Origin of the sequence: Streptococcus sp. HMSC076C08, from assembly GCF_001810825.1 — a bacterium.
Taxonomy (GTDB): Bacteria; Bacillota; Bacilli; order Lactobacillales; family Streptococcaceae; genus Streptococcus.
This window is the reverse complement of the sequence record NZ_KV802735.1, coordinates 280,459-304,195: the sequence shown is the minus strand read 5'-3', so window position 1 is coordinate 304,195 and position 23,737 is coordinate 280,459. Positions and strand designations below refer to the sequence as shown.

The following is a 23,737-nucleotide window of genomic DNA, read 5'->3' as shown; positions in this document are numbered from 1 at the left end:
ATGACACTTGCTAAAGATATCGCTAGCCACCTCTTGAAAATCCAAGCCGTTTACCTCAAACCAGAAGAACCTTTCACTTGGGCATCAGGTATCAAATCGCCGATTTATACTGACAACCGTGTGACGCTTGCCTATCCAGAAACTCGTACCTTGATTGAAAATGGTTTTGTGGAAGCTATTAAAGCAGAATTTCCAGAAGTAGAAGTGATTGCAGGAACTGCGACAGCAGGAATTCCACACGGAGCTATCATTGCTGACAAGATGAACTTGCCTTTTGCCTATATCCGCAGCAAACCAAAAGACCACGGAGCTGGTAACCAAATCGAAGGTCGTGTAGCTAAGGGGCAAAAGATGGTAGTGGTTGAAGACCTCATTTCAACGGGTGGGTCTGTTCTTGAAGCCGTAGCAGCTGCTAAACGCGAAGGAGCCGATGTTCTTGGTGTCGTAGCGATTTTCAGCTACCAATTGCCAAAAGCTGATAAGAATTTTGCGGATGCTGGTGTAAAATTGGTGACGCTTTCTAACTACAGTGAACTCATCCACCTAGCCCAAGAAGAAGGTTACATCACACCAGAAGGACTTGCTCTCCTAAAACGCTTTAAAGAAGACCAAGAAAATTGGCAAAATTCCTAAAACATAGAAAATCAGGTAGTCACAAGGATTACCTGATTTTTTATTTTTGGAAAGTATTAGTCGACTTTTCCACCTTCAACAACTAGATCATCTGCTTTAGCAGCGTCACCGTAGGTTGGGTGAAGTGTTTTTTCATAAGCTTTGTGGAAGAAGTTTTCTTTACCTAATTTTTCAATTTCTTGGTTGATGTAGTCAAGAAGTTCTTGATTACCCTTTTGAACTGCTGGCGCAATAGTATCTGGGTCACCGAGGGAAGAAATTCCTACTTCAAATCCTTTATTTTCGAGAGCCCAAGCTAGGACTTCCGTATTGTCAGTAGAGAAGGCATCTCCACGTCCGTCAAGAAGGGCTTGGTAGGCATCGCTATATTGGTCGTATTTTTGGAGTTTTACTTCTGGGTGATTTTTTTCAAAGTAAGTTTCAGCAGTCGTTCCTTTTGTGACAATCAAGGTTTTGCCTTCTAATTCTTTAACGTCTTTGATGACTTTATCTTTTGGAGACACGACACCGAGAGAAACTTTCATGTAAGGAAGGGCAAAGTCAACTTGTTTCTTTCTTTCGTCAGTAACTGTGAAGTTGGCAAGTGTGATATCCACCTTGTTTGAAATCAAGTATTCCGCACGGTTGGCAGCATCAACAGAGACGTATTTAACCTTTACACTAAGGTCTTGTGCCAGTTGGTTCCCGAGTTCAATATCGTAGCCTTGGTAAGAACCGTCGTTGTCAACATAGCCAAATGGTTTTTTGTCTCCAAATACCGCGATTCGAAGCTCACCGCTTTTTTTGATTTCGTCGATAGTGCGGGCCTTGGCGGTTGTTTTTCCTGATGAAGCATCAGAACTTCCACCTGAGCTACAAGCTGTGACAAAGATAAGCGCAAAGGCTAGGGCAAAAACAGTTAGAATTGGTTTGAGTAGTTTCATAAAAATCTCCTTTATAGATATGAGCCGAACTGGCTAAAGTCAAAGACGTTTAAAAATTCCTGTGCTCGTTTGGTTTGTGGATTGGTAAAGAAGTCTTGAGCCGTTCCTTCTTCAGCGATTTTCCCTTGGTCGAGGAAGATAATACGATCTGCAATAGCTTGGGCAAACTGCATTTCGTGGGTTACCAGAATCATGGTGCGCCCTTCTTGAGCCAAGTCATTGATGAGTTCCAGAACTTCACGCACCATTTCGGGATCCAGTGAAGCCGTCACTTCGTCAAAGAGGATAATTTCTGGATGCATAAGAAGGGCACGGACAATCGCCACTCGTTGTTTCTGTCCACCAGATAATTGGCGAGCAAAACTGTCTTTTTTATCAAGCAAACCCACACGTTCCAGTAGTTGCAAAGCTTCCGCCGTTACTTCTTTCTTGTCTCGTCCCTGAGCTTTGATAGGGCCTAATATGAGGTTTTGAAGGACATCTAGGTGAGGAAAGAGTTCATAACTTTGAAAGACCATGCCAATCTTTTGACGAACCAGGTGAAAGTTTTTCTGATTGCCAGCAATAGACTGGCCATCCAGAAGAATATCTCCACCTTGTATGGTTTCTAAGCCATTGAGGCAACGAAGGAGAGTGCTTTTTCCGCAACCAGATGGCCCTAGAATGACGACGACTTCCCCCTTTTTGATATCCAGAGAAAGACCTTGGAGGATGGGATTGTCTCCAAAGGATTTTTTTAGGTCCTTGATTTCTAAAATAGTTTCAGACATTTAGTTCCTCCAATGTTTTTCTAAGTGAGTGGATAGTTTGGAAATAGGAAAACAGACTGCGAAATACAGGACCAGAATGGTTCCATAAATCCAAAAGGAAGCGGTTGGGATGGTCAAGCGATTGCTGTCGATGATTTGTTGTCCAACCTTGGTAACTTCAACAACCCCAATCAAGACAACCAAGGAAGTCGTTTTGATCATCCGAGTGACAAGGTTGATGGCTTGTGGTAGCAATCTTCTCAAGACCTGTGGAATGATAATGTGATAGTAAAGCTGCAAGTTGGTCAAGCCCAGAGGCTGTCCGCTTTCAAACTGATGTTTAGGGAGGGAAGTGATGGCTCCACGTACCAAGTCCCCCATTTCAGCTGTTCCCCAGAGGGTAAAAACAATAATAGCCGAAGTCTCGCCTGAGATATTGATATTAAAGTTTCGAGCTAAGCCGAAATAAACGATGAAAAGTAGTACCAGCTGGGGCATGATACGGATAAATTCCAGATAAAAGCGTGTTAAAAAACGAATAACTCTAGAATGGGAGGTCATGATGATTCCCATGACTGTTCCGAAAATCATTGATAGAAGGACGGAGAGAATGGAAATTCCAATCGTGACACCCAATCCCTGTAGAATACGCAGGAGATTATTTCCCTGAAAGAGTACTTGCATTCCCGAATCCTGCATGGCGGAGCCTCCTTTCTATCCAGCTAAAGACTAGAGAGATGGGTAGAAGCATGATCAGGTAAGCAACTACCAACATGGCTAGTGCAATGTCTGTCTCATAATAGAGTCCAATCAAGTCCTTGGCGACGTACATGAGATCGGCTAAGGCTACCGCAGAGAAGACAGAGGTTTCTTTGATGAGAAAAATGACATTGGCACTAAAGGACGGTAGGGCTACCGCAGTCGCTTGCGGAAGAACCACATAGCGAAAGACCTGTATAGGCGTTAGACCAATGGCTAGACCAATCTCGTGCTGGGTTTGACTAACTGCTTCCAGTCCGCTTCTGAAAGATTCAGCCATGTAGGAGCCACCTAAAAAGATGAGTCCGACTGTTGCACAGACTTCTGAAGAAAGAACAATCCCTATTCGGGGAAGCCCGAAGTAGAGGAAGAAGAGCTGAATCAAAAGGGGCGTGTTTCGTGACAATTCTATATAAGCTGTTGCTAGCTGTGAAAAGATAGGAACGCGATAATACCGAATGACACTAACGATTAGACCAACAAGAAAAGAACCCAGAATTCCCCAAACTGCGATATGTAAGGTCAGAAAGAATGCCTTTTGATAGAGTGGTAAATATTGTTCAACAATGGACCAATCCAAAATAGAACCTCCCATCTAGGAATAATATAGCTATTGTAGCACTAAAGGGCATGTTTGGATAATATGAATTTTTTATCACAATGATAGAAAATATTTATCATCTCTGTAGTTTGAAATTTCCAGACAAAATTTTTGAAAGGATTCTGAAAAAGAGGTAAGATAGTTTATGTAAGAAAAAGTAAACGCTTACTTAATAAGGAGGACACTTTATGTCATATAAAACAAGCAATGCAGAAGGACCTGTAGATTTTATTAACACTTATGATTTGGAGCCAATGGCGCAACAAGTTATTCCTAAAGCTGCCTTTGGTTATATCGCTAGTGGAGCAGAGGATACTTTCACTTTACGCGAGAACATCCGTGCCTTTAACCACAAACTCATCGTTCCGCATACGCTTTGCGATGTTGAAAATCCAAGTACAGAGATTGAATTTGCAGGTGAAAAATTGTCTTCACCCATCATTATGGCGCCTGTTGCGGCTCATAAATTAGCAAATGAACAGGGTGAAGTGGCTACTGCGCGTGGTGTGCATGAGTTTGGTTCTCTCTATACAACTAGTTCCTACTCTACTGTTGACCTTCCAGAAATTACGGAAGCTCTTCAAGGGACACCTCACTGGTTCCAATTTTACTTTAGTAAAGATGATGGGATCAACCGCCACATCATGGACCGTGTGAAGGATGAAGGCTACAAAGCGATTGTCTTGACGGCAGATGCAACTGTAGGGGGCAATCGTGAGGTTGATAAGCGCAATGGTTTTGTCTTCCCAGTTGGCATGCCGATTGTTGAGGAATACCTGCCAGAAGGTGCTGGAAAATCAATGGACTTTGTTTACAAGTCAGCCAAACAACGCTTGTCTCCACGTGATGTCGAATTTATCGCTGCATACTCAGGACTTCCTGTGTATGTCAAGGGACCACAATGCCGTGAGGACGTTGAACGCTCTCTTGCCGCAGGTGCTTCTGGTATCTGGGTAACCAACCACGGTGGCCGCCAAATCGACGGTGGACCAGCTGCCTTTGACTCACTTCAAGAAGTGGCTGAAGCAGTTGATAAACGTGTGCCAATTGTCTTTGACTCTGGTGTTCGTCGCGGTCAACACGTCTTTAAAGCCTTGGCTTCAGGAGCAGACTTGGTAGCCATTGGTCGCCCTGTGATTTATGGTTTGGCTCTTGGTGGTAGTGTTGGTGTGCGTCAAGTCTTTGAGCACTTGAATGCAGAATTGAAGACAGTCATGCAGTTATCTGGAACTCAGACTATTGAGGATGTCAAACACTTCAAACTCCGTCACAATCCATACAACCCAACCTTCCCAGTTGATCCTCGTGACTTAAAATTGTATTGATAAAGAAGACGGCCTCCACCTTATGTGGAGGTTTTTCTTCGTGTATAGAAAGAATAAATCGTTATTAGAAACTATATAAATATATTTTCCAATCAAATATCTTGCTAGGACTTTCAATTTCTGTTATACTGGTCCAGTAATTAAATAATAAAGACATTTGGGGTGCTTTAGGCTGAGATGATACCCATTGAACCTGATACAGTTAAGACTGGCGAAGGGAAATGTGAAAAGGTTTTTTTCGTATGTCGAAAAGAACTATCTAATCTTGTAAGGTAAACTCTAATTCTCGTTTGTAATTGGAGTTTTTTTGTTTATCAAAAGAGGATAGGCCTGACGACGAGCCTTTCGGTAGCTCTCCTTGAATGCCCTCGATGTTCTTTAAAAGTATCAAGTGGAATTACGATTTTGCTTGGTATCTCTTGATATTTTATTGATTACTAAGGAGTAAAGAAAGGAAAAGTAATATGGAAACACAAGACTATGCATTTCAGCCGGGTTTGACCGTTGGAGAATTATTAAAAAGCAGTCAGAAGGATTGGCAGGCTGCAATCAATCATCGTTTTGTTAAGGAACTTTTTGCGGGGACAATTGAGAATAAGGTCTTAAAAGACTACCTGATTCAAGATTATCACTTCTTTGATGCCTTCTTATCCATGCTGGGTGCCTGTGTAGCTCACGCAGACCAGCTTGAATCCAAACTTCGTTTTGCCAAGCAATTAGGCTTTCTTGAAGCTGATGAAGATGGTTATTTCCAAAAGGCTTTCAAAGAGTTAAAAGTAGCAGAGAATGACTATTTAGAAGTGACCTTGCATCCTGTAACAAAAGCGTTTCAGGAGCTAATGTATTCTGCTGTGACTTCATCAGACTATGCTCATCTTTTGGTCATGCTGGTCATTGCAGAAGCTCTCTATTTAGACTGGGGTTCTAAAGATTTGGCACTACCTGAAGCCTATATTCATTCGGAATGGATTAATCTACATAGAGGTCCTTTCTTTGCAGAGTGGGTTCAATTTCTAGTTGATGAACTTAATCGTGTCGGGAAAAATCGAGAAGATTTGACAGGACTTCAGGAACGCTGGAATCAAGCAGTTGCTTTGGAATTAGCTTTTTTTGATATTGGTTATGAATTATAGGACAGATTCAATACTTTTATGTAGATCAAAAGAATGAACAAACAAACTATATAAATATATTTTTCAGTCAAATATCTTGCTAGGGCTTTCAAATTCTGTTATACTGGTCCAGTAATTAAATAATAAAGACATTTGGGGTGCTTTAGGCTGAGATGATACCCATTGAACCTGATACAGTTAAGACTGGCGAAGGGAAATGTGAAAAGGTTTTTTTCGTATGTCGAAAAGAACTATCTAATCTTGTAAGGTAAACTCTAATTCTCGTTTGTAATTGGAGTTTTTTTGTTTATCAAAAGAGGATAGGCTTGACCGCAAGCCTTTTGGTAGCTCTTCTTGAATGCCCCACTTTTCTTTAAAAAAGGAGTTTTTTATGTTGAAAAAATGGCAGTTAAAAGATGTTATCTTGCTTGCTTTCTTGTCTATCTTTTTTGGTGGCGTTTTTGTGGGTTCAGGCTATCTATTTGATATCCTCACCCTAATCTTGGCCCCTCTTGGTTTACAGGCTTTTGCCAATGAAATCCTCTTTGGTCTCTGGTGTATGGCTGCGCCCATTGCGGCCATCTTTGTTCCAAGAGTCGGAAGTGCAACGATTGGAGAAGTGCTAGCTGCGCTTGCGGAAGTCCTATATGGTAGCCAATTCGGTCTAGGTGCTCTGTTGTCTGGCTTGGTTCAAGGTTTGGGAAGTGAATTTGGCTTTCTTGTGACCAAGAATCGCTATGAAAGTTGGCTCTCTCTAACTGCCAATAGTATTGGGATTACCCTTTTTAGCTTTGTCTATGAATACATTAAATTAGGTTACTATGCCTTCTCTCTTCCTTTTGTCCTGTCCTTGCTTGTGGTTCGCTTTGTTTCTGTCTTTTTCTTCTGTACCATTTTGGTTCGTGCCATTGTCAAACTCTATCATCAGTTTGCAGCTGGAGGAAAGGCATAGATGGGCCTGGAATTAAGAGGGATTCAATCCCCAATCTTTTCGGAACCGATTGATTTTACTTTTCATGCGCAAGCTTTTACCTTGTTAGTTGGGAGCAGTGGTTCAGGAAAATCCAGTCTCTTTCAAATTATCGCTCAAGTCAGTTCTCTTCCCTATAGTGGTCAAGTCCTGATAGATGGGAGTCAGGTCAGTCAGCTTTCTATCGTCGAACGTGTCCAGACGGTTGGCATTCTCTTTCAAAATCCCAATCATCAATTTACCATGGAGAACTTGTTTGAAGAGCTGATTTTTACCTTGGAAAATATTGGGCATCCCGTTCAGGAAATTGATGCTAAAATAGCTGAGGTGGTCCGGCAATGTCGCTGCAAGGCAATCTTGAACCGTCCCATCCATCACTTATCAGGTGGGGAAAAGCAAAAAGCTGCACTGGCTGTTCTTTTTGCTATGAACCCTAGGGTCTATCTCTTGGATGAACCCTTTGCTTCCATTGATCGAAAAAGTAGGCTAGAGATCCTAGAGATTCTAAAAGAGTTGTCCTCTAATGGGAAGACAGTCATCCTGTGCGACCATGATTTATCAGACTATGGAGCCTACATTGACCATATGGTGGAGCTGAGAGACGGGCAACTAAGGGAAATAAATAAAATCCCAACCTCTGAGATGACACAGGTTGCTTCAAAGGAAGTTGCCTCTAGCCCAGAACTATTCCATATGGACCGTGTGACTTGTGAGCTGGGGAATCGCCCCCTCTTTTCGATTGCTGATTTTACATTCTACCAAGGGATATCCTGTATCCTGGGTGACAACGGTGTAGGGAAATCAACCCTCTTTCGCTCCATTCTTCAATTTCAAAAGTATAAGGGGTGCATTAGTTGGAAGGGTTGGGTTCTGAAAAAGAAAAAGAGTCTGTATCGTGACCTGACGGGTGTTGTTCAGGAAGCTGAGAAACAGTTTATCCGAGTCAGTCTGCGAGAGGAACTGCAATTAGATAGTCCAGACTCTGAAAGAAATCAGCGGATTCTCCAAGCTTTACGATATTTTAATCTGGAGCAGACTCTTGATAAGAGTCCCTATCAATTAAGTGGTGGCCAGCAAAAGATTCTTCAGCTATTGACCATCTTGACTAGTAAGGCTTCTGTGATTTTGCTAGATGAACCTTTTGCAGGTTTGGATGATAGAGCCTGCGACTACTTTTGTCAGTGGATGTTGGAGGAGAGAAATCAAGGAAGAAGTTTTTTGATCATTAGCCATCGTTTAGATCCCTTGATTTCTGTGGTCGATTATTGGATTGAGATGACTAGTGAGGGGCTCAGTCATCTCCAAGGCGTGATCATCAGCAAACCTCTCAGTTTTCTGAGTAGTAATGCTCTAGGGGAGGTGAGGTAGTATGATCAAAGTCGCAACCCAGACACCGATACTCAGTCTCTTCTTTCTAATTTTATCCTTGGAAACATCTTTCCTTCCTTCGATTGCTATGAATCTTTCGGTAGTAGCATTTTGTATTCTCTTTATGCTCTATTACCGTCGATTTAAAATGTTGGCTTGGATGATTGTGCTCGCCATTTTGCCATCCTTCGCCAACTATTGGGCAGTACAGTTACATGGGGATGCTTCGCAGGCAGTGATACTTGGAACGAGGGCTTTTGTGACGGTTTGTATCGGTCTTGTCTTTGTTTCTAGTATTTCCCTAAAAGAGCTTTTATTGTACTTGGCTCAAAAGGGGTTATCACGGTCTTGGGCCTATGCCTTGATTGTGGTATTCAATGCCTTTCCCCTCATTCAGCAGGAAATCAAGTCCCTCAAGGAAGCTTGCTTATTGCGTGGTCAAAAACTGCATGTTTGGTCTCCCTTGATTTACAGCAAGGTTCTGATGACGGTCTTTAGATGGCGCCATCTTTATCTGAGAGCTCTGTCTGCTCACGGATATGACGAACATGTTCATTTGGAGAATCGCTATCGGACTTTTTATATTTCTCAGAGGACAAAATTGATTTACCTACTTTTCTTTTTATTGCTTCAAACCAGTCTATTTCTATAAAGGAGTTATTATGGAATTTACAGATATTGCGATGGAATTATCCACGGAAGCTTGGCAGGCTTCCTTTAACCATCCCTTTGTTTTACAGTTACAAGAGGGAACGTTGGAACCTTCCATCTTTCGCTATTACCTGATTCAGGATGCCTACTATCTGAAGTCTTTTTCAGAAGCCTATCACCTCTTGGCTGATAAGACTTCAAACCAAGAGATGAAAAGACTCTTGAAACAAAATGCTCAGAGTCTAGTGGATGGTGAGTTGTTTATCCGCCAACAATTTTTCAAGGAATTAGGAATCAGCGACCAGGAAATGGAGCAACATCCAATCGCTCCCACCTGTTATCATTACATTTCGCATATTTATCGACAGTTTGCAGAGCCAAACTTGGGCATTGCTTTTGCGAGCTTGCTTCCATGTCCTTGGTTATACCATGATTTGGGCAAGGAACTTAATCGCAAACCATCCCCGAATCCTCTTTATCAACAGTGGATTGAAACCTATATCACAGATGAGTTAGAACAGCAGATTAAAGAGGAAGAAGCGCTGGTCAATCAACTCTATCGAGAAAGCAATAAGACGGACAAACAAAAAATGCTAGAGGCCTTCCATCGAAGTGTCCACATGGAAGCTAAGTTTTGGGAGATGGCTTACCAACATCAAACCTGGACGAGTGATTTGCAGTCTTTAGAAAAAGAGAAGAAATAGAAAATGAGAAACCACCAACTTCAAGTTCACAAATTAACTATTTTATCCATGATGATTGCCCTTGACGTAGTTCTTACACCCATCTTTCGAATTGAGGGAATGGCACCGATGTCCAGTGTAGTCAATATCCTAGCAGGAATTTTGATGGGGCCTGTTTATGCCTTGGTCATGGCTACAGCCACAGCCTTTATCCGTATGTCAACTCAGGGGATTCCTCCTTTGGCCCTCACAGGAGCTACTTTTGGAGCCCTCCTTGCAGGTCTCTTTTATAAGTATGGTCGGAAATTTCACTATTCTGCCCTAGGAGAAATCTTGGGAACGGGCATAATCGGTTCCATTGTTTCCTATCCTGTCATGGTCCTCTTTACAGGATCTGCGGCCAAGCTCAGCTGGTTTATCTATACTCCTCGATTTTTCGGAGCAACCTTGATTGGTACAGCGATTTCCTTTATTGCCTTTCGATTTTTAATCAAGCAGGAATTCTTTAAAAAAGTGCAGGGATATTTCTTTGGAGAAAGGATAGACTGATGCAGGAATTTACAAATCCCTTTCCTCTAACCTCCAGCTCCTTAATTCACTGCATCACCAATGAGATTTCCTGTGAGATGCTGGCCAATAGCATTTTGGCTCTGGGATCTAAACCTGTCATGGCAGATGATCCCCGTGAGGTTCTTGATTTTACCAAACAAAGCCAAGCTCTCTTCATCAATTTGGGGCATTTGTCAGCTGAGAAGGAGAAAGCAATCCGCATGGCAGCTACTTATGCAGCTCAAGCTTGTCTCCCAATGGTAGTAGATGCGGTTGGCGTAGCAGCTTCATCCATTCGTAAGGACCTAGTCACAGATCTTTTAGAATACAATCCCACGGTCCTTAAAGGAAATATGTCGGAAATCCGAAGTCTTGTTGGTTTAAAACATCACGGAGTTGGGGTTGATGCCAGTGCTAAAGATCAAGAAACTGAGGATTTGCTTCAAGTCTTGAAAGACTGGTGTCAGCTTTATCCTGGTATGTCATTTTTAGTCACTGGTCCCAAGGATCTCATTGTTTCGGAGAATCAGGTTGCAATATTGGGAAATGGCTGTGCAGAATTAGACTGGATAACAGGGACAGGAGATCTGGCTGGAGCCTTGACAGCCGTTTTTCTCAGTCAAGGAAAGACTGCTTTTGAAGCTTCTTGCCTAGCAGTTTCTTATCTCAATATCGCTGCCGAGAGAATTCTTGTTCAAGGAATGGGATTGGAAGATTTCCGCTTTCAAACTCTCAATCAGCTCTCTCTTCTAAAAAGAGATGAAAATTGGCTAGATGCTATCAAAGGAGATATTTATGAATAGAAAAGCACTCAGACTATATCTGGTCACCAATCGCTACCAAGATTCCTTGGAAAGCTTTCTTGAAAAAGTTGAGACGGCCTGCCGTTCAGGTGTAACCATGATCCAACTACGAGAAAAAAATCTCACCACCAATCAATACTATCATCTAGCAAAACAAGTCAAGGAAATAACAGATGCGTATCAGGTACCCTTGATAATCGATGATCGTTTGGATGTTTGTCTCGCAGTCGATGCTGCAGGTCTACATATCGGAGACGATGAACTACCAGTTTCGGTTGCCCGCCAAGTCTTGGGGCCTAAAAAAATCCTCGGTGTCACAGCTAAAACAGTAAAAAGAGCCCTCGAAGCAGAAGAAGGAGGTGCGGATTACTTGGGAACAGGAGCCATTTTCCCGACTAGGACCAAGGAGAATGCTCCTATCACCCTGATTTCAACCTTGAAAACCATTTGCCAAACGGTCGCCATTCCAGTAGTTGCTATTGGAGGCTTGACGTCAGAGAATATTGACCAACTTGCTGCAACTGGCATAGCTGGAGTAGCCGTTGTACGTGATTTGATGCAGGCAGAAGATATTGAGGCAAAAACGCAAGCTTTTTTAACAAAGCTGGATGACATGATTTCCTAATCAAAAACTCTCTAATTCCTTTAAAGTGGGAACTAGAGAGTTTTTCTTAATCTTTAAAGCTTGTATGGTTGACTGGGCCAGAACCATGACCGAGTTGAGGAGCGTCTTGGATGGCTTTTGTGATAAAGGCCTTGGCCTTATCCACTGCCTGGTAAAGACTTCTGCCCTTGGCAAGTTCAGCCGTAATCACAGCAGCAAAGGTACATCCAGTACCATGGGTGTGACAGGTTTGAATTCGTGGACTTTCCCAGACAAATTGTTCCTCCTTGGTAAAGAGGAAATCCTTGGCACCACCTTCAAGATGGCCACCTTTGATAACAACGGACTGAGGACCAAATTCTTTTAAAATCAGGCGACCAGCGCGTTGCATGTCTTCTGGATTATGAATTGAGAAACCAACAATTTCTTCTGCCTCAGGAAGATTGGGTGTAATAATAGTCGCAAGGGGAAGCAGGTTTGTTTTTAGGTAGCTTCTCGCACTAGTATCTATCAGGGTATCACCGCTTGTTGCGACCATAACAGGGTCCAGAACGTAGGGGCAGTCCAGTTTTTTAAGATAGGGTTGGATAATCTCCATGATTTCAGTAGTTGCCAACATACCAGTTTTTACAGCCTGGGGCTTGATATCCGAAAAGACACTTTCCAATTGAGCTTCCAGCATTTGGTTGGAGACGTGCTCGATTAATTGAACACCTCTGGTATTTTGAGCGACAAGGCTGGTCACAACGGCCATTCCATAAACATCTCTCGCTTGGAATGACTTCAAATCTGCCATAATGCCAGCACCGCCACTAGGGTCAGTTCCAGCAATGGTTAGAGCAACGGGTAAATAAGTCATCTAAAACCTCCCAACCAACTGAAGCATGTATTCTTAAGAACAAGCTAGTCTGTTTTAGGAAGGAAATAGAAGACTGATAGTCCCCATCATCATTTCCACTTCCATCAGCTAGCATTACCTAGATTGAGTCAAAGGGATCTAACAGTCGTTAATCTCAGCTTTACGCACCCCTAGTGGTTGTTTTCTTTTTTCTACAGTATAGCATATTTTTATAGTTTATATAGTAAAATTTGACTGCAAATCTCTCATCAAATGGTTAAAGTACTTTTTTAAGAAATATGTAATTTTATAATTGACAAATGTAGATTTTTGAGGTATACTGATAATTGTAATTGACAAATGTAGATTTTGGAGGTGTGCTGATGCAGATTTCAGATGCAGAATGGCAAGTCATGAAGATTATTTGGATGCAGGGCGAACAGACCAGTACGGATTTGATCAGAGTTCTGGCGGAGCGGTTTGACTGGTCCAAATCAACGATTCAAACTCTTTTGGCTCGCTTAGTAGAGAAAGAGTGCCTGACTAGGAAAAAAGAGGGCAAGTCCTTTGTCTATTCAGCCCTTTTAACTTTGGACCAAAGTCGGGATTTACTTGTCCAAGATATCAAGGACAAGGTTTGTTCTCGTAGGATTAAGAACTTGTTGGCTGATTTGATTGCTGAATGTGATTTTACTTTGTCTGACTTGGAAGGATTGGAAGCTGTGATTTCTGAGAAAAAAGCTAGCGCAGTAACAGAAGTAAAATGTAATTGTATGTAAAGGAGACGTCATGTTAAATAGTATTGTAACCATTATTTGTATTACCCTTATCGCGTTTATCTTGTTTTGGTTTTTCAAAAAGCCTGAAAAATCTGGACAAAAGGCCCAGCAAAAAAACGGCTACCAAGAGATTCGAGTGGAAGTCATGGGGGGCTATACGCCTGAGTTGATTATTCTTAAAAAATCAGTGCCAGCCCGCATTGTCTTTGACCGTAAGGATCCTTCACCTTGTTTGGATCAGATTGTCTTTCCAGATTTTGGTGTGCATGCGGACTTGCCTATGGGGGAAGAGTATGTAGTGGAAATCACGCCTGAACAGGCTGGAGAATTTGGCTTTGCATGTGGCATGAATATGATGCACGGTAAGATGATTGTAGAATAGGAGAATGATATGACTGAAATTGTAAAAGCAAGTCTTGAAAATGGTGTTCAAAAAATCCGTATCACGGCAGACAAAGGCTACCATCCAGCCCACATTCAACTGCAAAAAGGGATTCCTGCTGAGATTACTTTTCACCGTGTGACACCTTCAAACTGTTATAAAGAAGTTCTCTTCGAAGAAGAAGGGATTCTAGAACCAATCGCTCAAGATGAGGAAAAAATTATTCGCTTTACGCCTCAAGACTTGGGTGAGCACGAGTTTTCTTGTGGCATGAAGATGCAAAAGGGAACCTACACCGTTGTTGAAAAAACCAAAAAGTCTCTCAGTCTTTTACAACGTTTTTGGATTACTAGTATCTTTACTGTGCCTCTTGTGATTCTTATGATTGGGATGTCTACAGGAGGAATTAGTCACCAAGTCATGCGTTGGGGCACCTTTTTAGCCACAACCCCCATTATGCTGGTAGCTGGAGTTCCATATATCAGAAGCGCCTGGGCTAGTTTTAAAAAGCACAATTCCAACATGGATACCTTGGTTGCTCTGGGAACCCTAGTGGCCTATTTCTATAGCTTAGTTGCCCTCTTCACTGGTCTGCCCGTTTACTTTGAAAGTGCTGCATTTATCCTCTTCTTCATTCTTTTGGGAGCAGTTTTTGAGGAAAAAATGCGAAAAAATACTTCGCAGGCAGTCGAAAAATTATTAGACCTACAAGCAAAAACAGCAGAGGTTTTGCGTGATGATGTTTATGTTCAAATACCTCTAGAACAAGTCAAAGTTGGGGATCTCATTCGCGTTCGACCAGGTGAAAAAATTGCCGTTGATGGGACTGTAATAGAAGGAGAAACTAGTATTGATGAATCAATGGTAACTGGGGAAAGTATTCCAGTCGATAAATCAGTTGGAGATGCTGTCATTGGTTCAACCATCAATAATAGTGGTACGATCATTTTTAGAGCTGAAAAAGTAGGTTCTGAAACCATGTTGGCTCAGATTGTAGACTTTGTGAAGAAAGCTCAAACCAGTCGTGCTCCTATTCAAGATTTGACAGACAAGATTTCTGGAATTTTCGTACCAGCAGTTGTCATTTTAGGACTCCTTACTTTTTGGATCTGGTTTGTTTTTCTTGGTGAAAGTTTTGTAACGTCGCTTCTCTATGGTGTTGCAGTCTTGATTATTGCCTGCCCTTGTGCTCTTGGACTTGCGACACCAACAGCACTCATGGTTGGAACAGGACGAAGTGCCAAGATGGGGATTCTTCTCAAAAATGGTACAGTTCTACAGGAAATCCAAAAAGTTCAAACGGTTGTTTTTGATAAGACAGGAACCTTGACCGAAGGGAAGCCAGTAGTGACAGATGTTATCGGAGATGAAGGAGAAGTGCTAAGTTTGGCTGCTTCACTGGAAGATGTATCTCAACACCCGCTAGCTCAAGCTATTGTTAATCGTGCATCTGAACTAGGAATTAGCCTTCACCCAGTGGAAAACTTCCAAGCCTTGCATGGAAAAGGTGTGACTGGGATTATTAATGGTAAGCAAGTCTTGCTGGGGAATGCTAAGCTCTTAGCTGACCTTGCTATTCCACATGATTATCAAGAACGATTTGATTTGCTTGAGAAAGAAGCAAAAACAGTTGTCTTCCTATCCGTGGATGGTCAGTTAAAAGGCTTAATTGCCTTGCAGGATGTCCCTAAGGAAAATGCCAAAGAAGCTATTGCTAAATTGAAAAAACGTGGTCTTAGAACGGTCATGCTTACTGGAGATAATGCTGGAGTAGCCCATGCGATTGCAGAACAAATTGGTATCGAAGAAGTAATCGCAAATGTCTTGCCAGAGGAAAAGGCACATGAAATTCACAAGCTTCAAAAGAATGGGAAATTGGCCTTTGTTGGAGATGGTATCAATGATGCGCCGGCCCTCAGTGTAGCGGATGTCGGAATTGCCATGGGCTCTGGGACAGATATTGCCATTGAATCAGCAGATCTTGTCCTTACAACCAACAATTTACTAGGATTGGCACGTGCTTTTGATATGAGTAAGAAGACCTTTAATCGTATTCTACTCAATCTTTTCTGGGCTTCTATCTATAACCTCATTGGTATTCCGATTGCAGCAGGAGTGTTTTCTGTTCTTGGTTTGGTACTCAATCCAGAACTTGCAGGATTGGCCATGGCCTTTAGTTCAGTATCTGTTTTAATCAGTTCACTCATGCTAAACTTTAGTAAAATAGACTAAAAGCGAGCTTGCTCGCTTTTTATTATAAAACAGATATTAAAAACGTTTTCAAACTGTACTGTAATAGAGAATAAGAACTTCTGAGCACATTCTTAGGAGACCCAAAACAAATGTGGTAAAGTAGTAGAGTAAAAATTTGCTGAAACGTTTCCAATTAGTATATGAAAACGGATTTATCAAGTTTTAAAAATATTTGAAGGAGAGTTATCATTATGACTCAAGGGAAAATTACTGCATCTGCAGCAATGCTCAACGTATTGAAAACATGGGGCGTAGACACAATCTACGGTATCCCATCAGGAACACTCAGCTCATTGATGGACGCTTTGGCTGAAGACAAAGATATCCGCTTCTTGCAAGTTCGCCACGAAGAAACAGGTGCTCTTGCAGCGGTCATGCAAGCTAAATTCGGTGGCTCAATCGGGGTTGCAGTTGGTTCAGGTGGTCCAGGTGCGACTCACTTGATTAACGGTGTTTACGATGCAGCTATGGATAACACTCCATTCCTTGCTATCCTTGGATCACGTCCAGTTAACGAACTCAACATGGATGCCTTCCAAGAATTGAACCAAAACCCAATGTACAACGGTATTGCTGTCTACAACAAACGTGTAGCTTACGCTGAGCAATTGCCAAAAGTAATCGACGAAGCTTGCCGTGCTGCAGTTTCTAAAAAAGGTCCAGCTGTTGTTGAAATCCCAGTAAACTTTGGTTTCCAAGAAATCGACGAAAACTCTTACTACGGTTCAGGTTCATACGAACGTTCATTCATCGCTCCTGCCTTGAACGAAGTTGAAATCGACAAAGCTGTTGAAATCTTGAACAATGCTGAACGTCCAGTTATCTACGCTGGTTACGGTGGTGTCAAAGCTGGTGAAGTGATCACTGAATTGTCACGTAAAATCAAAGCACCAATCATCACAACTGGTAAAAACTTTGAAGCTTTCGAATGGAACTACGAAGGTTTGACAGGTTCTGCTTACCGTGTTGGTTGGAAACCAGCCAACGAAGTGGTCTTCGAAGCAGACACAGTTCTTTTCCTTGGTTCAAACTTCCCGTTTGCTGAAGTGTACGAAGCCTTCAAGAACACTGAAAAATTCATCCAAGTCGATATCGACCCATACAAACTTGGTAAACGTCATGCCCTTGACGCTTCAATCCTTGGTGACGCAGGTCAAGCAGCTAAAGCTATCCTTGACAAAGTAAACCTAGTAGAATCTACTCCATGGTGGCGTGCAAACGTTAAGAACAACCAAAACTGGCGTGATTACATGAACAAACTCGAAGGTAAAACTGAGGGTGAATTGCAATTGTATCAAGTTTACAATGCAATCAACAAACATGCTGATCAAGACGCTATCTATTCAATCGACGTAGGTGACACTACTCAAACATCTACTCGTCACCTTCACATGACACCTAAGAACATGTGGCGTACATCTCCACTCTTTGCGACAATGGGTATTGCCCTTCCTGGTGGTATCGCTGCTAAGAAAGACAATCCTGATCGCCAAGTATGGAACATCATGGGTGACGGTGCATTCAACATGTGCTACCCAGACGTTATCACAAACGTTCAATACGACCTTCCAGTTATCAACGTTGTCTTCTCAAATGGTAAATATGCCTTCATCAAGGACAAATACGAAGACACAAACAAACACTTGTTTGGTTGTGACTTCCCTAATGCTGACTATGCGAAAATCGCTGAAGCTCAAGGTGCTGTAGGATTTACAGTTGACCGTATCGAAGACATCGATGCAGTTGTTGCAGAAGCTGTTAAACTCAACAAAGAAGGTAAAACTGTTGTGATCGATGCTCGCATCTCTCAACATCGTCCACTTCCAGTAGAAGTACTTGAATTGGATCCAAAACTTCACTCAGAAGAAGCAATCAAAGCCTTCAAGGAAAAATACGAAGCAGAAGAACTCGTACCATTCCGCCTCTTCTTGGAAGAAGAAGGATTGCAATCACGCGCAATTAAATAATTCCTTCGTGGAACTTAAAAAGATCGGAGCAATCCGGTCTTTTTCTGGAGGATAGTAAATGAATTTAAATCAATTAGATATTATCGTTTCAGATGTTCCCCAAGTCTGTGCTGACTTGGAGCGTATTTTGGATAAAAAGCCCGATTATGTTGATGACAGTTTTGCTCAGTTTACGATTGGCAGTCACTGTCTGATGTTGTCCCAAAATCATTTGATTCCTTTGGAAGATTTTCAGTCAGGAATCATTCTTCATATCGAGGTTGAGGATGTAGACCAGAATTACCAACGGTTGAAAGAACTTGGTATCCAGGTTTTAAACGGACCAACTGTAACCGATTGGGGAACAGAGTCCTTATTAGTTAAAGGGCCTGCTGGTCTAGTGATTGATTTTTATCGTATGAAGTAGGTAATTCTATTATCAAATTTTTTATCTAAACATTCTTGGAGTGAAACTTAAAAAGATCGGAGCAATTCGATCTTTTTTGTATTTATGCGACTTTCAGTCCGTCTCGCTCCGTTAGGTGCGAGACAAAAAACCACCCGTTTTCACGGGTGGTTATGATTTCTACACTTATTGTTTGGCTTCCTGTTTTAATTGTTGCACCTGTTCCTCGTACTGGACAAGCTCCCTGTCTTTTATATTGATAGTCGCTTCTGCTTCAGCAATGCGGCTTCTCAGATCTTGAGTCTTGTTATGGTGATAGCTAATACCAATAGCACTACCAGCAATGATCCCGATTACTAGACAAGTAAAAATCACCAAAATCAAGGGAGCAGATAGTTGTGTAAAGACAAGACTGACAGTTACTGTTTGACGATTGAGTAGACCAAATGAGATCACAATGACTAATAAGCTCAAACCGCCAATTAGATAAGCCTTATCTTTCAGTGACAATTCATTAAATTTTTTTAGCATAAGTTCCTTTTCTCCTGACTATGTTGATAGAAAACTACACACCATTTAGGTATTAACAAAATTCATTTTACTAGAAAATTTCGATACTGTCAATAATTTCTAACGGCTTATTTACCATCAATCAATCGATTCATTGAAAAGGAGTATTCATTTTCTAATATTTGATTGAGTAAACAGAACGGAGCAATTCGGTCTTTTTTCTGTTCCCTCTTTCTTATAACAAGATTGTGATAGTTTATATCTTTATAACAAAAGTTTTAAAGACTTGATTGTTTTGAAAAAAGATTATAAAATATGATTCATAAAAATGAAAGAGGTTTTGAAAATGTCTGAAAAACAAATGAAAGTTTTGGGTTGGGTAGCGACCTTCATGTCTGTTATGATGTACGTCTCTTACTTCCCGCAAATTATGAACAACCTGGCTGGTCAAAAAGGGAACTTTATCCAGCCCTTGGTTGCAGCCATCAACTGTAGTCTCTGGGTTTACTACGGTCTTTTCAAGAAAGAAAGAGATATTCCACTTGCGGCTGCTAATGCACCAGGTATCGTTTTTGGCCTAGTAACGGCTATCACAGCTTTGATTTAAAAAGAAGACTGGTTTCAGTCTTTTTTTCGTATATATAAAAGTAAGTTTAGTGCTATTATTATCCAGAGGGTTCCAAACTTTTTGCCTCCTTTTTAGTATAATAGAAGTAATAAATCAATCGAGGTAAAGTGATGACAGAAATACTACAATTTCCAGAAGGATTCCTCTGGGGTGGTGCTACGGCAGCTAATCAATGTGAGGGTGCTTATAATCAAGATGGCCGTGGTCTTGCTAATGTGGATGTGGTACCGATTGGTCCAGACCGTGAGGCTATTATTACAGGTCAGAAAAAGATGTTTTCGTTTGAGGAGGGCTATTTTTACCCAGCAAAGGAAGCCATTGATATGTACCATCATTACAAGGAAGATATTGCGCTTTTTGCAGAAATGGGATTTAAAACCTATCGACTTTCCATTGCTTGGACTCGGATTTTTCCTCAAGGTGACGAAGCAGAGCCAAATGAAGTTGGTCTAGCTTTTTATGAGGATTTATTTAAGGAATGCCACAAGTATGGAATTGAACCACTGGTGACCATCACGCATTTCGATTGCCCCATGCACTTAATTAGGGAGTACGGTGGTTGGCGCAATCGTCGTATGTTGGACTTTTACGCAAATCTCTGTCACACCCTCTTTACCCGTTACAAGGGCTTGGTCAAGTACTGGCTCACCTTCAACGAAATCAATATGATTCTGCATGCCCCCTTTTTAGGAGCTGGGATTTGTTTTGAAGAAGGAGAAAATCAAGAACAGATCAAATACCAAGCAGCCCACCATGAGCTGGTAGCCTCGGCTATGGCGACTAAAATTGCTCACGAAATTGATCCAGAAAACAAGGTGGGATGTATGTTGGCAGCAGGACAATACTATCCCAACACTGCCCATCCGAGAGACTACTGGGCAGCTATGGAGGAAGACCGTAAGAGTTACTTCTTCATTGACGTCCAAGCGCGTGGGGAATACCCAAACTATGCCAAGAAACAGTGGGAGCGTGAGGGGATAGAAATTGAAATGACGGCAGAGGATTTGGATTTGTTGAAGAATCACACTGTTGATTTTGTTTCCTTCTCTTACTATGCGAGTCGAGTGGCCTCAGGCGATCCAGAAGTGACGAATCTGACCGCTGGAAATGTCTTTGCCTCTATCAAAAATCCTTATCTAGAATCCTCTGAATGGGGTTGGCAGATTGACCCACTGGGGCTTCGTATCACCCTCAATGCTATCTGGGATCGTTATCAAAAGCCTATGTTCATCGTAGAAAATGGCCTCGGTGCTATGGACACGCCAGATGAAAATGGATACGTAGCAGATGACTATCGGATTGCTTACTTAGAGGCCCATATCAAGGCTATGCGAGATGCTATTTACCAAGATGGCGTTGAATTGCTTGGTTATACGACTTGGGGTTGTATAGATCTGGTTTCAGCTGGAACAGGCGAAATGAACAAGCGATATGGCTTTATCTATGTGGATCGTGATAATGCAGGTCAAGGAAGTCTCAAACGGAGCAAGAAGAAATCCTTCTACTGGTACAAGGATGTCATTGCCAGCAATGGTGCAAGTATTAAGTAGAGCACATTTGTTCACTATTTTTATAAAATCTTCTCCCTACTTTATAAGATGTGAAAAAGAGTTCAATTAGACCTAGCTTTTTGCTATAATGAAGTGAGAAAAACAGACAGGAGAATAAGATGTCAGAACCATTATTTTTACAATCAGTTATGCAAGAAAAAATCTGGGGTGGAACCAAGCTACGTGATGAGTTTGGCTACGACATTCCAAGTGAAAAAATCGGAGAATACTGGGCTATTTCAGCCCACCCAAATGGTGTTTCTAAGGTAGCTAATGGTCGCTACGAGGGAACAGACTTATCTACCTTGTATGCGGAACACCGTGAATTGTTTGGCAATCGTCCAGAACCTGTATTTCCACTCTTGACCAAGATACTCGATGCCAACGATTGGCTCAGTGTCCAAGTTCACCCAGACGATGCCTATGGACTAGAGCATGAAGGTGAGCTCGGGAAAACAGAGTGCTGGTACATCATCGCTGCGGATGAAGGTTCAGAGATTATCTATGGTCACAATGCCAAATCAAAAGAAGAACTTCGCCAGCAAATTGAGGACAAGAACTGGGATGCCTTGCTGACCAAAGTGCCTGTTAAGGCTGGAGACTTCTTCTATGTACCAAGTGGCACCATGCACGCTATTGGAGCAGGTATCTTGATTCTTGAAACCCAGCAGTCTAGCGATACCACCTACCGTGTTTATGACTTTGACCGTAAGGATGACAAGGGCAACTTGCGTGAACTTCACCTTGAAAAATCCATCGATGTCTTGAACATTGGTGAACCTGCTAATAGCCGTCCCGTAACTATCAAAGCAGATGATTTACGTTCCACTCTCCTTGTGTCTAATGACTTCTTCGCAGTTTACAAGTGGGAAATCACTGGAAAAGTTGACTTTAAAAAGACAGCAGACTACAGTTTGTTTAGTGTCTTAGCTGGTCAAGGTCAGCTTACTATTGACGGGAAAAACTATCCAATCCAAAAAGGTAGCCACTTTATCCTACCAAGTGATGTTGAAGCTTGGACCCTAGAAGGGCAAGGTTTGGAATTGATTGTTAGCCATCCATAAAAAAAGAAAGGGCCTGAGTTTACTACTCAAGTCCTTTTTGATTACATAAATTGGGCGATAAAAACCACAATGATGATAATAGGAATGATGAAACGAAGGAGGAAAAGCCAGACTTGGAAAAGTCCTTGTTTCCATGCTCTTTCATCAAGATGGAGTTCCTCCTTAGCATGAGCCTTCTTAAAGATGTAGCCTGTAAAAAGTGACAGGCAGAGAGCTCCAAATGGCATGAGGAGATTGGAAACCAAGAAATCCATAGCATCAAAGAAGGTCTTCCCAAAAATGTGAACATCCGCCATGACCCCATAGGATAGAGCTGAAGGAATTCCAAAGACAAAGGTCAAGATTCCTAAAATAGCACTCCATTTAGCACGCTTGCGATTGTCCTGATTGGTGATATTGCCCACATTGATTTCCAGCATAACGACAGAAGAAGTGACCGTCGCAAAGAGGAAAAGCAAGAGGAAAAGGATGTAGAAAATGGTTCCAAAAGGCATCTTGTCAAAGAGTTGAGGCAAGACGATAAAGAGCAGGCTTGGTCCCCCTTCCGACTGGATATTGAAAGCTGACATGGCTGGGAAAATGGCTAGTCCCGCCATGATGGAAACCGAGATGTTCATGGCTACGATGGAAATCCCTGACTGGACCAGATTGGTTTTCTTGTCCAAGTAGGAAGCATAGGTCAGCATGGCTGTAACCCCTAGTGAGAGGGCAAAGAAAGATTGTCCCAGAGCATAGAGGAGACCAGCGCTGGTCAGTTTTGAAAAGTCTGGTTTGAGGAAGTAGAGAACCCCTTCCATGGCGTTTGGCAAGCTGAGCGAGCGCCCGATGATCACGACAAAGATGATAAAGAGCATAGGCATCATGACTTTCGAGGCTCTTTCAATTCCTTTTTGAACCCCACGTGATACAATAAAGATATTCAACAAGATAAAGGCTGCTTGAGCTCCTAGGGCAATGGCTGGATTTGAAATGATTGAAGTAAATAACTGAGCATAATCACCCGTACCGCCAAGCTGGAACAATTTCCCAAACTCAATTCCTAGATAGACTAGAATCCAACCTCCGATGACACTGTAAAAGGAGAGGAGGATAAAGAGGGCAAAGGCACCAATCCAACCGATAAAGTTGTACTTGTTATTCTTGCCTAGTTTTCCAAAGGTTTTGATAGCGGAAACGCCAGCACTACGGCCAAGGGCAAATTCAGCCAGCAGGAGCGGGAAACCGATTAAAATGGTGGAAATGAGAAAGACCAGTAAAAACCCTCCCCCGCCATTAGCGGCAGTCATGTAGGGAAATTTCCAAACGGCTCCAAGTCCGATGGCTGAACCAGCAGATGCTAGGATAAAGCCTAGTTTCGAGCCCCATTGCGATTTTTCTGACATAGTTGAAACTCCAATCTTGTTTTTTAAAATAAGAAAAGGCTACTTGAGTTGTCAAATAGCCCTCTCTCAATGGCTCTCTATGAACCTTCTGTTTGATTGATAGACTTGACTATCCTATCATGTTTTCAAAGGTCTGTCAAGAAAACCATTTTCAAGTTTTCACACCTTTCTCAAAAAGTTAAAAATTTTTCGCAAAAACGCTTGACTCTGACCTAGGGGGAGGGGTTATACTATCAATGTAATACTCTTCGAAAATCAAATTCAAACCA

General features: G+C 42.0%; 25 protein-coding genes and 3 riboswitches. Of the genes, 18 read left to right on the top strand and 7 right to left on the bottom strand.

All coding sequences use genetic code 11. The features are described 5' to 3' along the window. Window positions 1-633, top strand: a complete 633-nt coding sequence (pyrE, locus tag HMPREF2766_RS07830) for an orotate phosphoribosyltransferase (protein ID WP_042902544.1) — start codon at window positions 1-3, stop codon at window positions 631-633. Window positions 634-689: 56 nt separating this feature from the next. Here pyrE and HMPREF2766_RS07825 read toward each other — a convergent pair whose 3' ends face one another. Genes HMPREF2766_RS07825 through HMPREF2766_RS07810 form a run of 4 tightly spaced genes read right to left on the bottom strand, consistent with a single transcriptional unit; the run spans window position 690 to window position 3,644 of the window. Then, a complete protein-coding gene (locus HMPREF2766_RS07825) occupies window positions 690-1,556 on the bottom strand; it encodes a cysteine ABC transporter substrate-binding protein (protein ID WP_070569081.1) in 867 nt (288 codons plus the stop codon). Window positions 1,557-1,567: 11 nt separating this feature from the next. After that, window positions 1,568-2,326 (bottom strand): amino acid ABC transporter ATP-binding protein, encoded by a 759-nt coding sequence (locus HMPREF2766_RS07820; protein WP_070569078.1) that lies wholly within the window; start codon window positions 2,324-2,326, stop codon window positions 1,568-1,570. Next, a complete protein-coding gene (locus tag HMPREF2766_RS07815; RefSeq protein WP_070569075.1) occupies window positions 2,327-3,004 on the bottom strand; it encodes an amino acid ABC transporter permease in 678 nt (225 codons plus the stop codon). It abuts the gene before it with no gap. Further along, on the bottom strand, window positions 2,964-3,644 hold the full coding sequence (locus HMPREF2766_RS07810; protein ID WP_070569220.1) for an amino acid ABC transporter permease: 681 nt from the start codon (window positions 3,642-3,644) through the stop codon (window positions 2,964-2,966). Before HMPREF2766_RS07810 ends, HMPREF2766_RS07815 begins: the two co-directional genes overlap by 41 nt. A gap of 209 nt (window positions 3,645-3,853) precedes the next feature. Here HMPREF2766_RS07810 and lctO point away from each other — a divergent pair, with 209 nt between their 5' ends. From lctO to thiE, 9 genes are all read left to right on the top strand, one after another. Further along, complete coding sequence (gene lctO, locus HMPREF2766_RS07805) at window positions 3,854-4,990, top strand: L-lactate oxidase (RefSeq protein WP_070569072.1); 1,137 nt, start codon at window positions 3,854-3,856, stop codon at window positions 4,988-4,990. Window positions 4,991-5,138: 148 nt separating this feature from the next. Beyond that, window positions 5,139-5,227, top strand: a riboswitch (TPP riboswitch). Between the two features lie 227 nt (window positions 5,228-5,454). Beyond that, the gene (locus tag HMPREF2766_RS07800) at window positions 5,455-6,123 is read left to right on the top strand and encodes a TenA family protein (RefSeq protein WP_070569070.1); all 669 of its coding nucleotides are present in this window, start codon (window positions 5,455-5,457) and stop codon (window positions 6,121-6,123) included. 123 nt (window positions 6,124-6,246) lie between these two features. Further along, a riboswitch (TPP riboswitch) is annotated at window positions 6,247-6,335 on the top strand. Window positions 6,336-6,493: 158 nt separating this feature from the next. Next, window positions 6,494-7,054, top strand: a complete 561-nt coding sequence (locus HMPREF2766_RS07795; protein WP_070569067.1) for an ECF transporter S component — start codon at window positions 6,494-6,496, stop codon at window positions 7,052-7,054. Next, window positions 7,055-8,440 carry an ATP-binding cassette domain-containing protein gene (locus tag HMPREF2766_RS07790; protein ID WP_070569064.1) on the top strand — a complete coding sequence of 462 codons (1,386 nt, stop codon included), beginning with the start codon at window positions 7,055-7,057 and terminating at the stop codon, window positions 8,438-8,440. A gap of 1 nt (window position 8,441) precedes the next feature. Next, complete coding sequence (locus HMPREF2766_RS07785) at window positions 8,442-9,092, top strand: energy-coupling factor transporter transmembrane component T (RefSeq protein WP_070569061.1); 651 nt, start codon at window positions 8,442-8,444, stop codon at window positions 9,090-9,092. Window positions 9,093-9,102: 10 nt separating this feature from the next. Further along, window positions 9,103-9,795: a thiaminase II gene (gene tenA, locus HMPREF2766_RS07780; protein WP_070569058.1), complete on the top strand. Its 693-nt coding sequence runs from the start codon at window positions 9,103-9,105 to the stop codon at window positions 9,793-9,795. A gap of 3 nt (window positions 9,796-9,798) precedes the next feature. Further along, window positions 9,799-10,323 (top strand): energy coupling factor transporter S component ThiW, encoded by a 525-nt coding sequence (gene thiW / locus HMPREF2766_RS07775; protein ID WP_070569055.1) that lies wholly within the window; start codon window positions 9,799-9,801, stop codon window positions 10,321-10,323. Then, window positions 10,323-11,126, top strand: a complete 804-nt coding sequence (locus HMPREF2766_RS07770) for a hydroxyethylthiazole kinase (protein ID WP_070569052.1) — start codon at window positions 10,323-10,325, stop codon at window positions 11,124-11,126. The genes thiW and HMPREF2766_RS07770 overlap by 1 nt, the downstream gene beginning before the upstream one ends. Further along, window positions 11,119-11,751: a thiamine phosphate synthase gene (gene thiE / locus HMPREF2766_RS07765; protein WP_070569049.1), complete on the top strand. Its 633-nt coding sequence runs from the start codon at window positions 11,119-11,121 to the stop codon at window positions 11,749-11,751. The genes HMPREF2766_RS07770 and thiE overlap by 8 nt, the downstream gene beginning before the upstream one ends. A gap of 46 nt (window positions 11,752-11,797) precedes the next feature. Here thiE and thiD read toward each other — a convergent pair whose 3' ends face one another. Further along, window positions 11,798-12,589 carry a bifunctional hydroxymethylpyrimidine kinase/phosphomethylpyrimidine kinase gene (thiD, locus tag HMPREF2766_RS07760; protein WP_000221727.1) on the bottom strand — a complete coding sequence of 264 codons (792 nt, stop codon included), beginning with the start codon at window positions 12,587-12,589 and terminating at the stop codon, window positions 11,798-11,800. A gap of 83 nt (window positions 12,590-12,672) precedes the next feature. After that, window positions 12,673-12,771, bottom strand: a riboswitch (TPP riboswitch). 180 nt (window positions 12,772-12,951) lie between these two features. Between thiD and HMPREF2766_RS07755 the strand changes: the two genes are divergently transcribed. From HMPREF2766_RS07755 to HMPREF2766_RS07735, 5 genes are all read left to right on the top strand, one after another. Further along, window positions 12,952-13,347, top strand: coding sequence for a CopY/TcrY family copper transport repressor (locus HMPREF2766_RS07755; protein WP_042902535.1), 396 nt, complete (start codon window positions 12,952-12,954; stop codon window positions 13,345-13,347). A 10-nt stretch (window positions 13,348-13,357) separates the two neighbouring features. Beyond that, window positions 13,358-13,729 (top strand): cupredoxin domain-containing protein, encoded by a 372-nt coding sequence (locus HMPREF2766_RS07750; protein WP_070569046.1) that lies wholly within the window; start codon window positions 13,358-13,360, stop codon window positions 13,727-13,729. A 9-nt stretch (window positions 13,730-13,738) separates the two neighbouring features. Beyond that, window positions 13,739-15,961 (top strand): heavy metal translocating P-type ATPase, encoded by a 2,223-nt coding sequence (locus tag HMPREF2766_RS07745; protein ID WP_070569043.1) that lies wholly within the window; start codon window positions 13,739-13,741, stop codon window positions 15,959-15,961. Window positions 15,962-16,173: 212 nt separating this feature from the next. Continuing rightward, window positions 16,174-17,949: a pyruvate oxidase gene (gene spxB, locus HMPREF2766_RS07740; protein ID WP_070569039.1), complete on the top strand. Its 1,776-nt coding sequence runs from the start codon at window positions 16,174-16,176 to the stop codon at window positions 17,947-17,949. Window positions 17,950-18,007: 58 nt separating this feature from the next. Next, a complete protein-coding gene (locus HMPREF2766_RS07735) occupies window positions 18,008-18,355 on the top strand; it encodes a VOC family protein (RefSeq protein WP_001052638.1) in 348 nt (115 codons plus the stop codon). A gap of 165 nt (window positions 18,356-18,520) precedes the next feature. Here the strand turns inward: HMPREF2766_RS07735 and HMPREF2766_RS07730 are convergent, their stop codons facing one another. Then, window positions 18,521-18,865 carry a lipopolysaccharide assembly protein LapA domain-containing protein gene (locus tag HMPREF2766_RS07730; protein ID WP_000913393.1) on the bottom strand — a complete coding sequence of 115 codons (345 nt, stop codon included), beginning with the start codon at window positions 18,863-18,865 and terminating at the stop codon, window positions 18,521-18,523. 325 nt (window positions 18,866-19,190) lie between these two features. Between HMPREF2766_RS07730 and HMPREF2766_RS07725 the strand changes: the two genes are divergently transcribed. From HMPREF2766_RS07725 to manA, 3 genes are all read left to right on the top strand, one after another. Beyond that, window positions 19,191-19,451, top strand: a complete 261-nt coding sequence (locus HMPREF2766_RS07725) for a SemiSWEET family transporter (protein ID WP_001291476.1) — start codon at window positions 19,191-19,193, stop codon at window positions 19,449-19,451. Between the two features lie 131 nt (window positions 19,452-19,582). Continuing rightward, window positions 19,583-21,022 (top strand): 6-phospho-beta-glucosidase, encoded by a 1,440-nt coding sequence (locus HMPREF2766_RS07720; RefSeq protein WP_000136073.1) that lies wholly within the window; start codon window positions 19,583-19,585, stop codon window positions 21,020-21,022. 119 nt (window positions 21,023-21,141) lie between these two features. Then, the gene (gene manA / locus HMPREF2766_RS07715) at window positions 21,142-22,086 is read left to right on the top strand and encodes a mannose-6-phosphate isomerase, class I (RefSeq protein WP_001294312.1); all 945 of its coding nucleotides are present in this window, start codon (window positions 21,142-21,144) and stop codon (window positions 22,084-22,086) included. A 41-nt stretch (window positions 22,087-22,127) separates the two neighbouring features. Here manA and HMPREF2766_RS07710 read toward each other — a convergent pair whose 3' ends face one another. Next, complete coding sequence (locus HMPREF2766_RS07710) at window positions 22,128-23,468, bottom strand: sodium-dependent transporter (protein ID WP_002874374.1); 1,341 nt, start codon at window positions 23,466-23,468, stop codon at window positions 22,128-22,130. Between the last annotated feature and the right edge of the window lie 269 nt (window positions 23,469-23,737).

Coding starts and splice junctions, on each gene's coding strand:
- pyrE (WP_042902544.1), top strand. CDS start 1: ATGACACTTGCTAAAGATATCGCTAGCCACCTCTTGAAAATCCAAGCC.
- HMPREF2766_RS07825 (WP_070569081.1), bottom strand. CDS start 1,556: ATGAAACTACTCAAACCAATTCTAACTGTTTTTGCCCTAGCCTTTGCG.
- HMPREF2766_RS07820 (WP_070569078.1), bottom strand. CDS start 2,326: ATGTCTGAAACTATTTTAGAAATCAAGGACCTAAAAAAATCCTTTGGA.
- HMPREF2766_RS07815 (WP_070569075.1), bottom strand. CDS start 3,004: ATGCAGGATTCGGGAATGCAAGTACTCTTTCAGGGAAATAATCTCCTG.
- lctO (WP_070569072.1), top strand. CDS start 3,854: ATGTCATATAAAACAAGCAATGCAGAAGGACCTGTAGATTTTATTAAC.
- HMPREF2766_RS07800 (WP_070569070.1), top strand. CDS start 5,455: ATGGAAACACAAGACTATGCATTTCAGCCGGGTTTGACCGTTGGAGAA.
- HMPREF2766_RS07795 (WP_070569067.1), top strand. CDS start 6,494: ATGTTGAAAAAATGGCAGTTAAAAGATGTTATCTTGCTTGCTTTCTTG.
- HMPREF2766_RS07790 (WP_070569064.1), top strand. CDS start 7,055: ATGGGCCTGGAATTAAGAGGGATTCAATCCCCAATCTTTTCGGAACCG.
- HMPREF2766_RS07785 (WP_070569061.1), top strand. CDS start 8,442: ATGATCAAAGTCGCAACCCAGACACCGATACTCAGTCTCTTCTTTCTA.
- tenA (WP_070569058.1), top strand. CDS start 9,103: ATGGAATTTACAGATATTGCGATGGAATTATCCACGGAAGCTTGGCAG.
- thiW (WP_070569055.1), top strand. CDS start 9,799: ATGAGAAACCACCAACTTCAAGTTCACAAATTAACTATTTTATCCATG.
- HMPREF2766_RS07770 (WP_070569052.1), top strand. CDS start 10,323: ATGCAGGAATTTACAAATCCCTTTCCTCTAACCTCCAGCTCCTTAATT.
- thiE (WP_070569049.1), top strand. CDS start 11,119: ATGAATAGAAAAGCACTCAGACTATATCTGGTCACCAATCGCTACCAA.
- thiD (WP_000221727.1), bottom strand. CDS start 12,589: ATGACTTATTTACCCGTTGCTCTAACCATTGCTGGAACTGACCCTAGT.
- HMPREF2766_RS07755 (WP_042902535.1), top strand. CDS start 12,952: ATGCAGATTTCAGATGCAGAATGGCAAGTCATGAAGATTATTTGGATG.
- HMPREF2766_RS07750 (WP_070569046.1), top strand. CDS start 13,358: ATGTTAAATAGTATTGTAACCATTATTTGTATTACCCTTATCGCGTTT.
- HMPREF2766_RS07745 (WP_070569043.1), top strand. CDS start 13,739: ATGACTGAAATTGTAAAAGCAAGTCTTGAAAATGGTGTTCAAAAAATC.
- spxB (WP_070569039.1), top strand. CDS start 16,174: ATGACTCAAGGGAAAATTACTGCATCTGCAGCAATGCTCAACGTATTG.
- HMPREF2766_RS07735 (WP_001052638.1), top strand. CDS start 18,008: ATGAATTTAAATCAATTAGATATTATCGTTTCAGATGTTCCCCAAGTC.
- HMPREF2766_RS07730 (WP_000913393.1), bottom strand. CDS start 18,865: ATGCTAAAAAAATTTAATGAATTGTCACTGAAAGATAAGGCTTATCTA.
- HMPREF2766_RS07725 (WP_001291476.1), top strand. CDS start 19,191: ATGTCTGAAAAACAAATGAAAGTTTTGGGTTGGGTAGCGACCTTCATG.
- HMPREF2766_RS07720 (WP_000136073.1), top strand. CDS start 19,583: ATGACAGAAATACTACAATTTCCAGAAGGATTCCTCTGGGGTGGTGCT.
- manA (WP_001294312.1), top strand. CDS start 21,142: ATGTCAGAACCATTATTTTTACAATCAGTTATGCAAGAAAAAATCTGG.
- HMPREF2766_RS07710 (WP_002874374.1), bottom strand. CDS start 23,468: ATGTCAGAAAAATCGCAATGGGGCTCGAAACTAGGCTTTATCCTAGCA.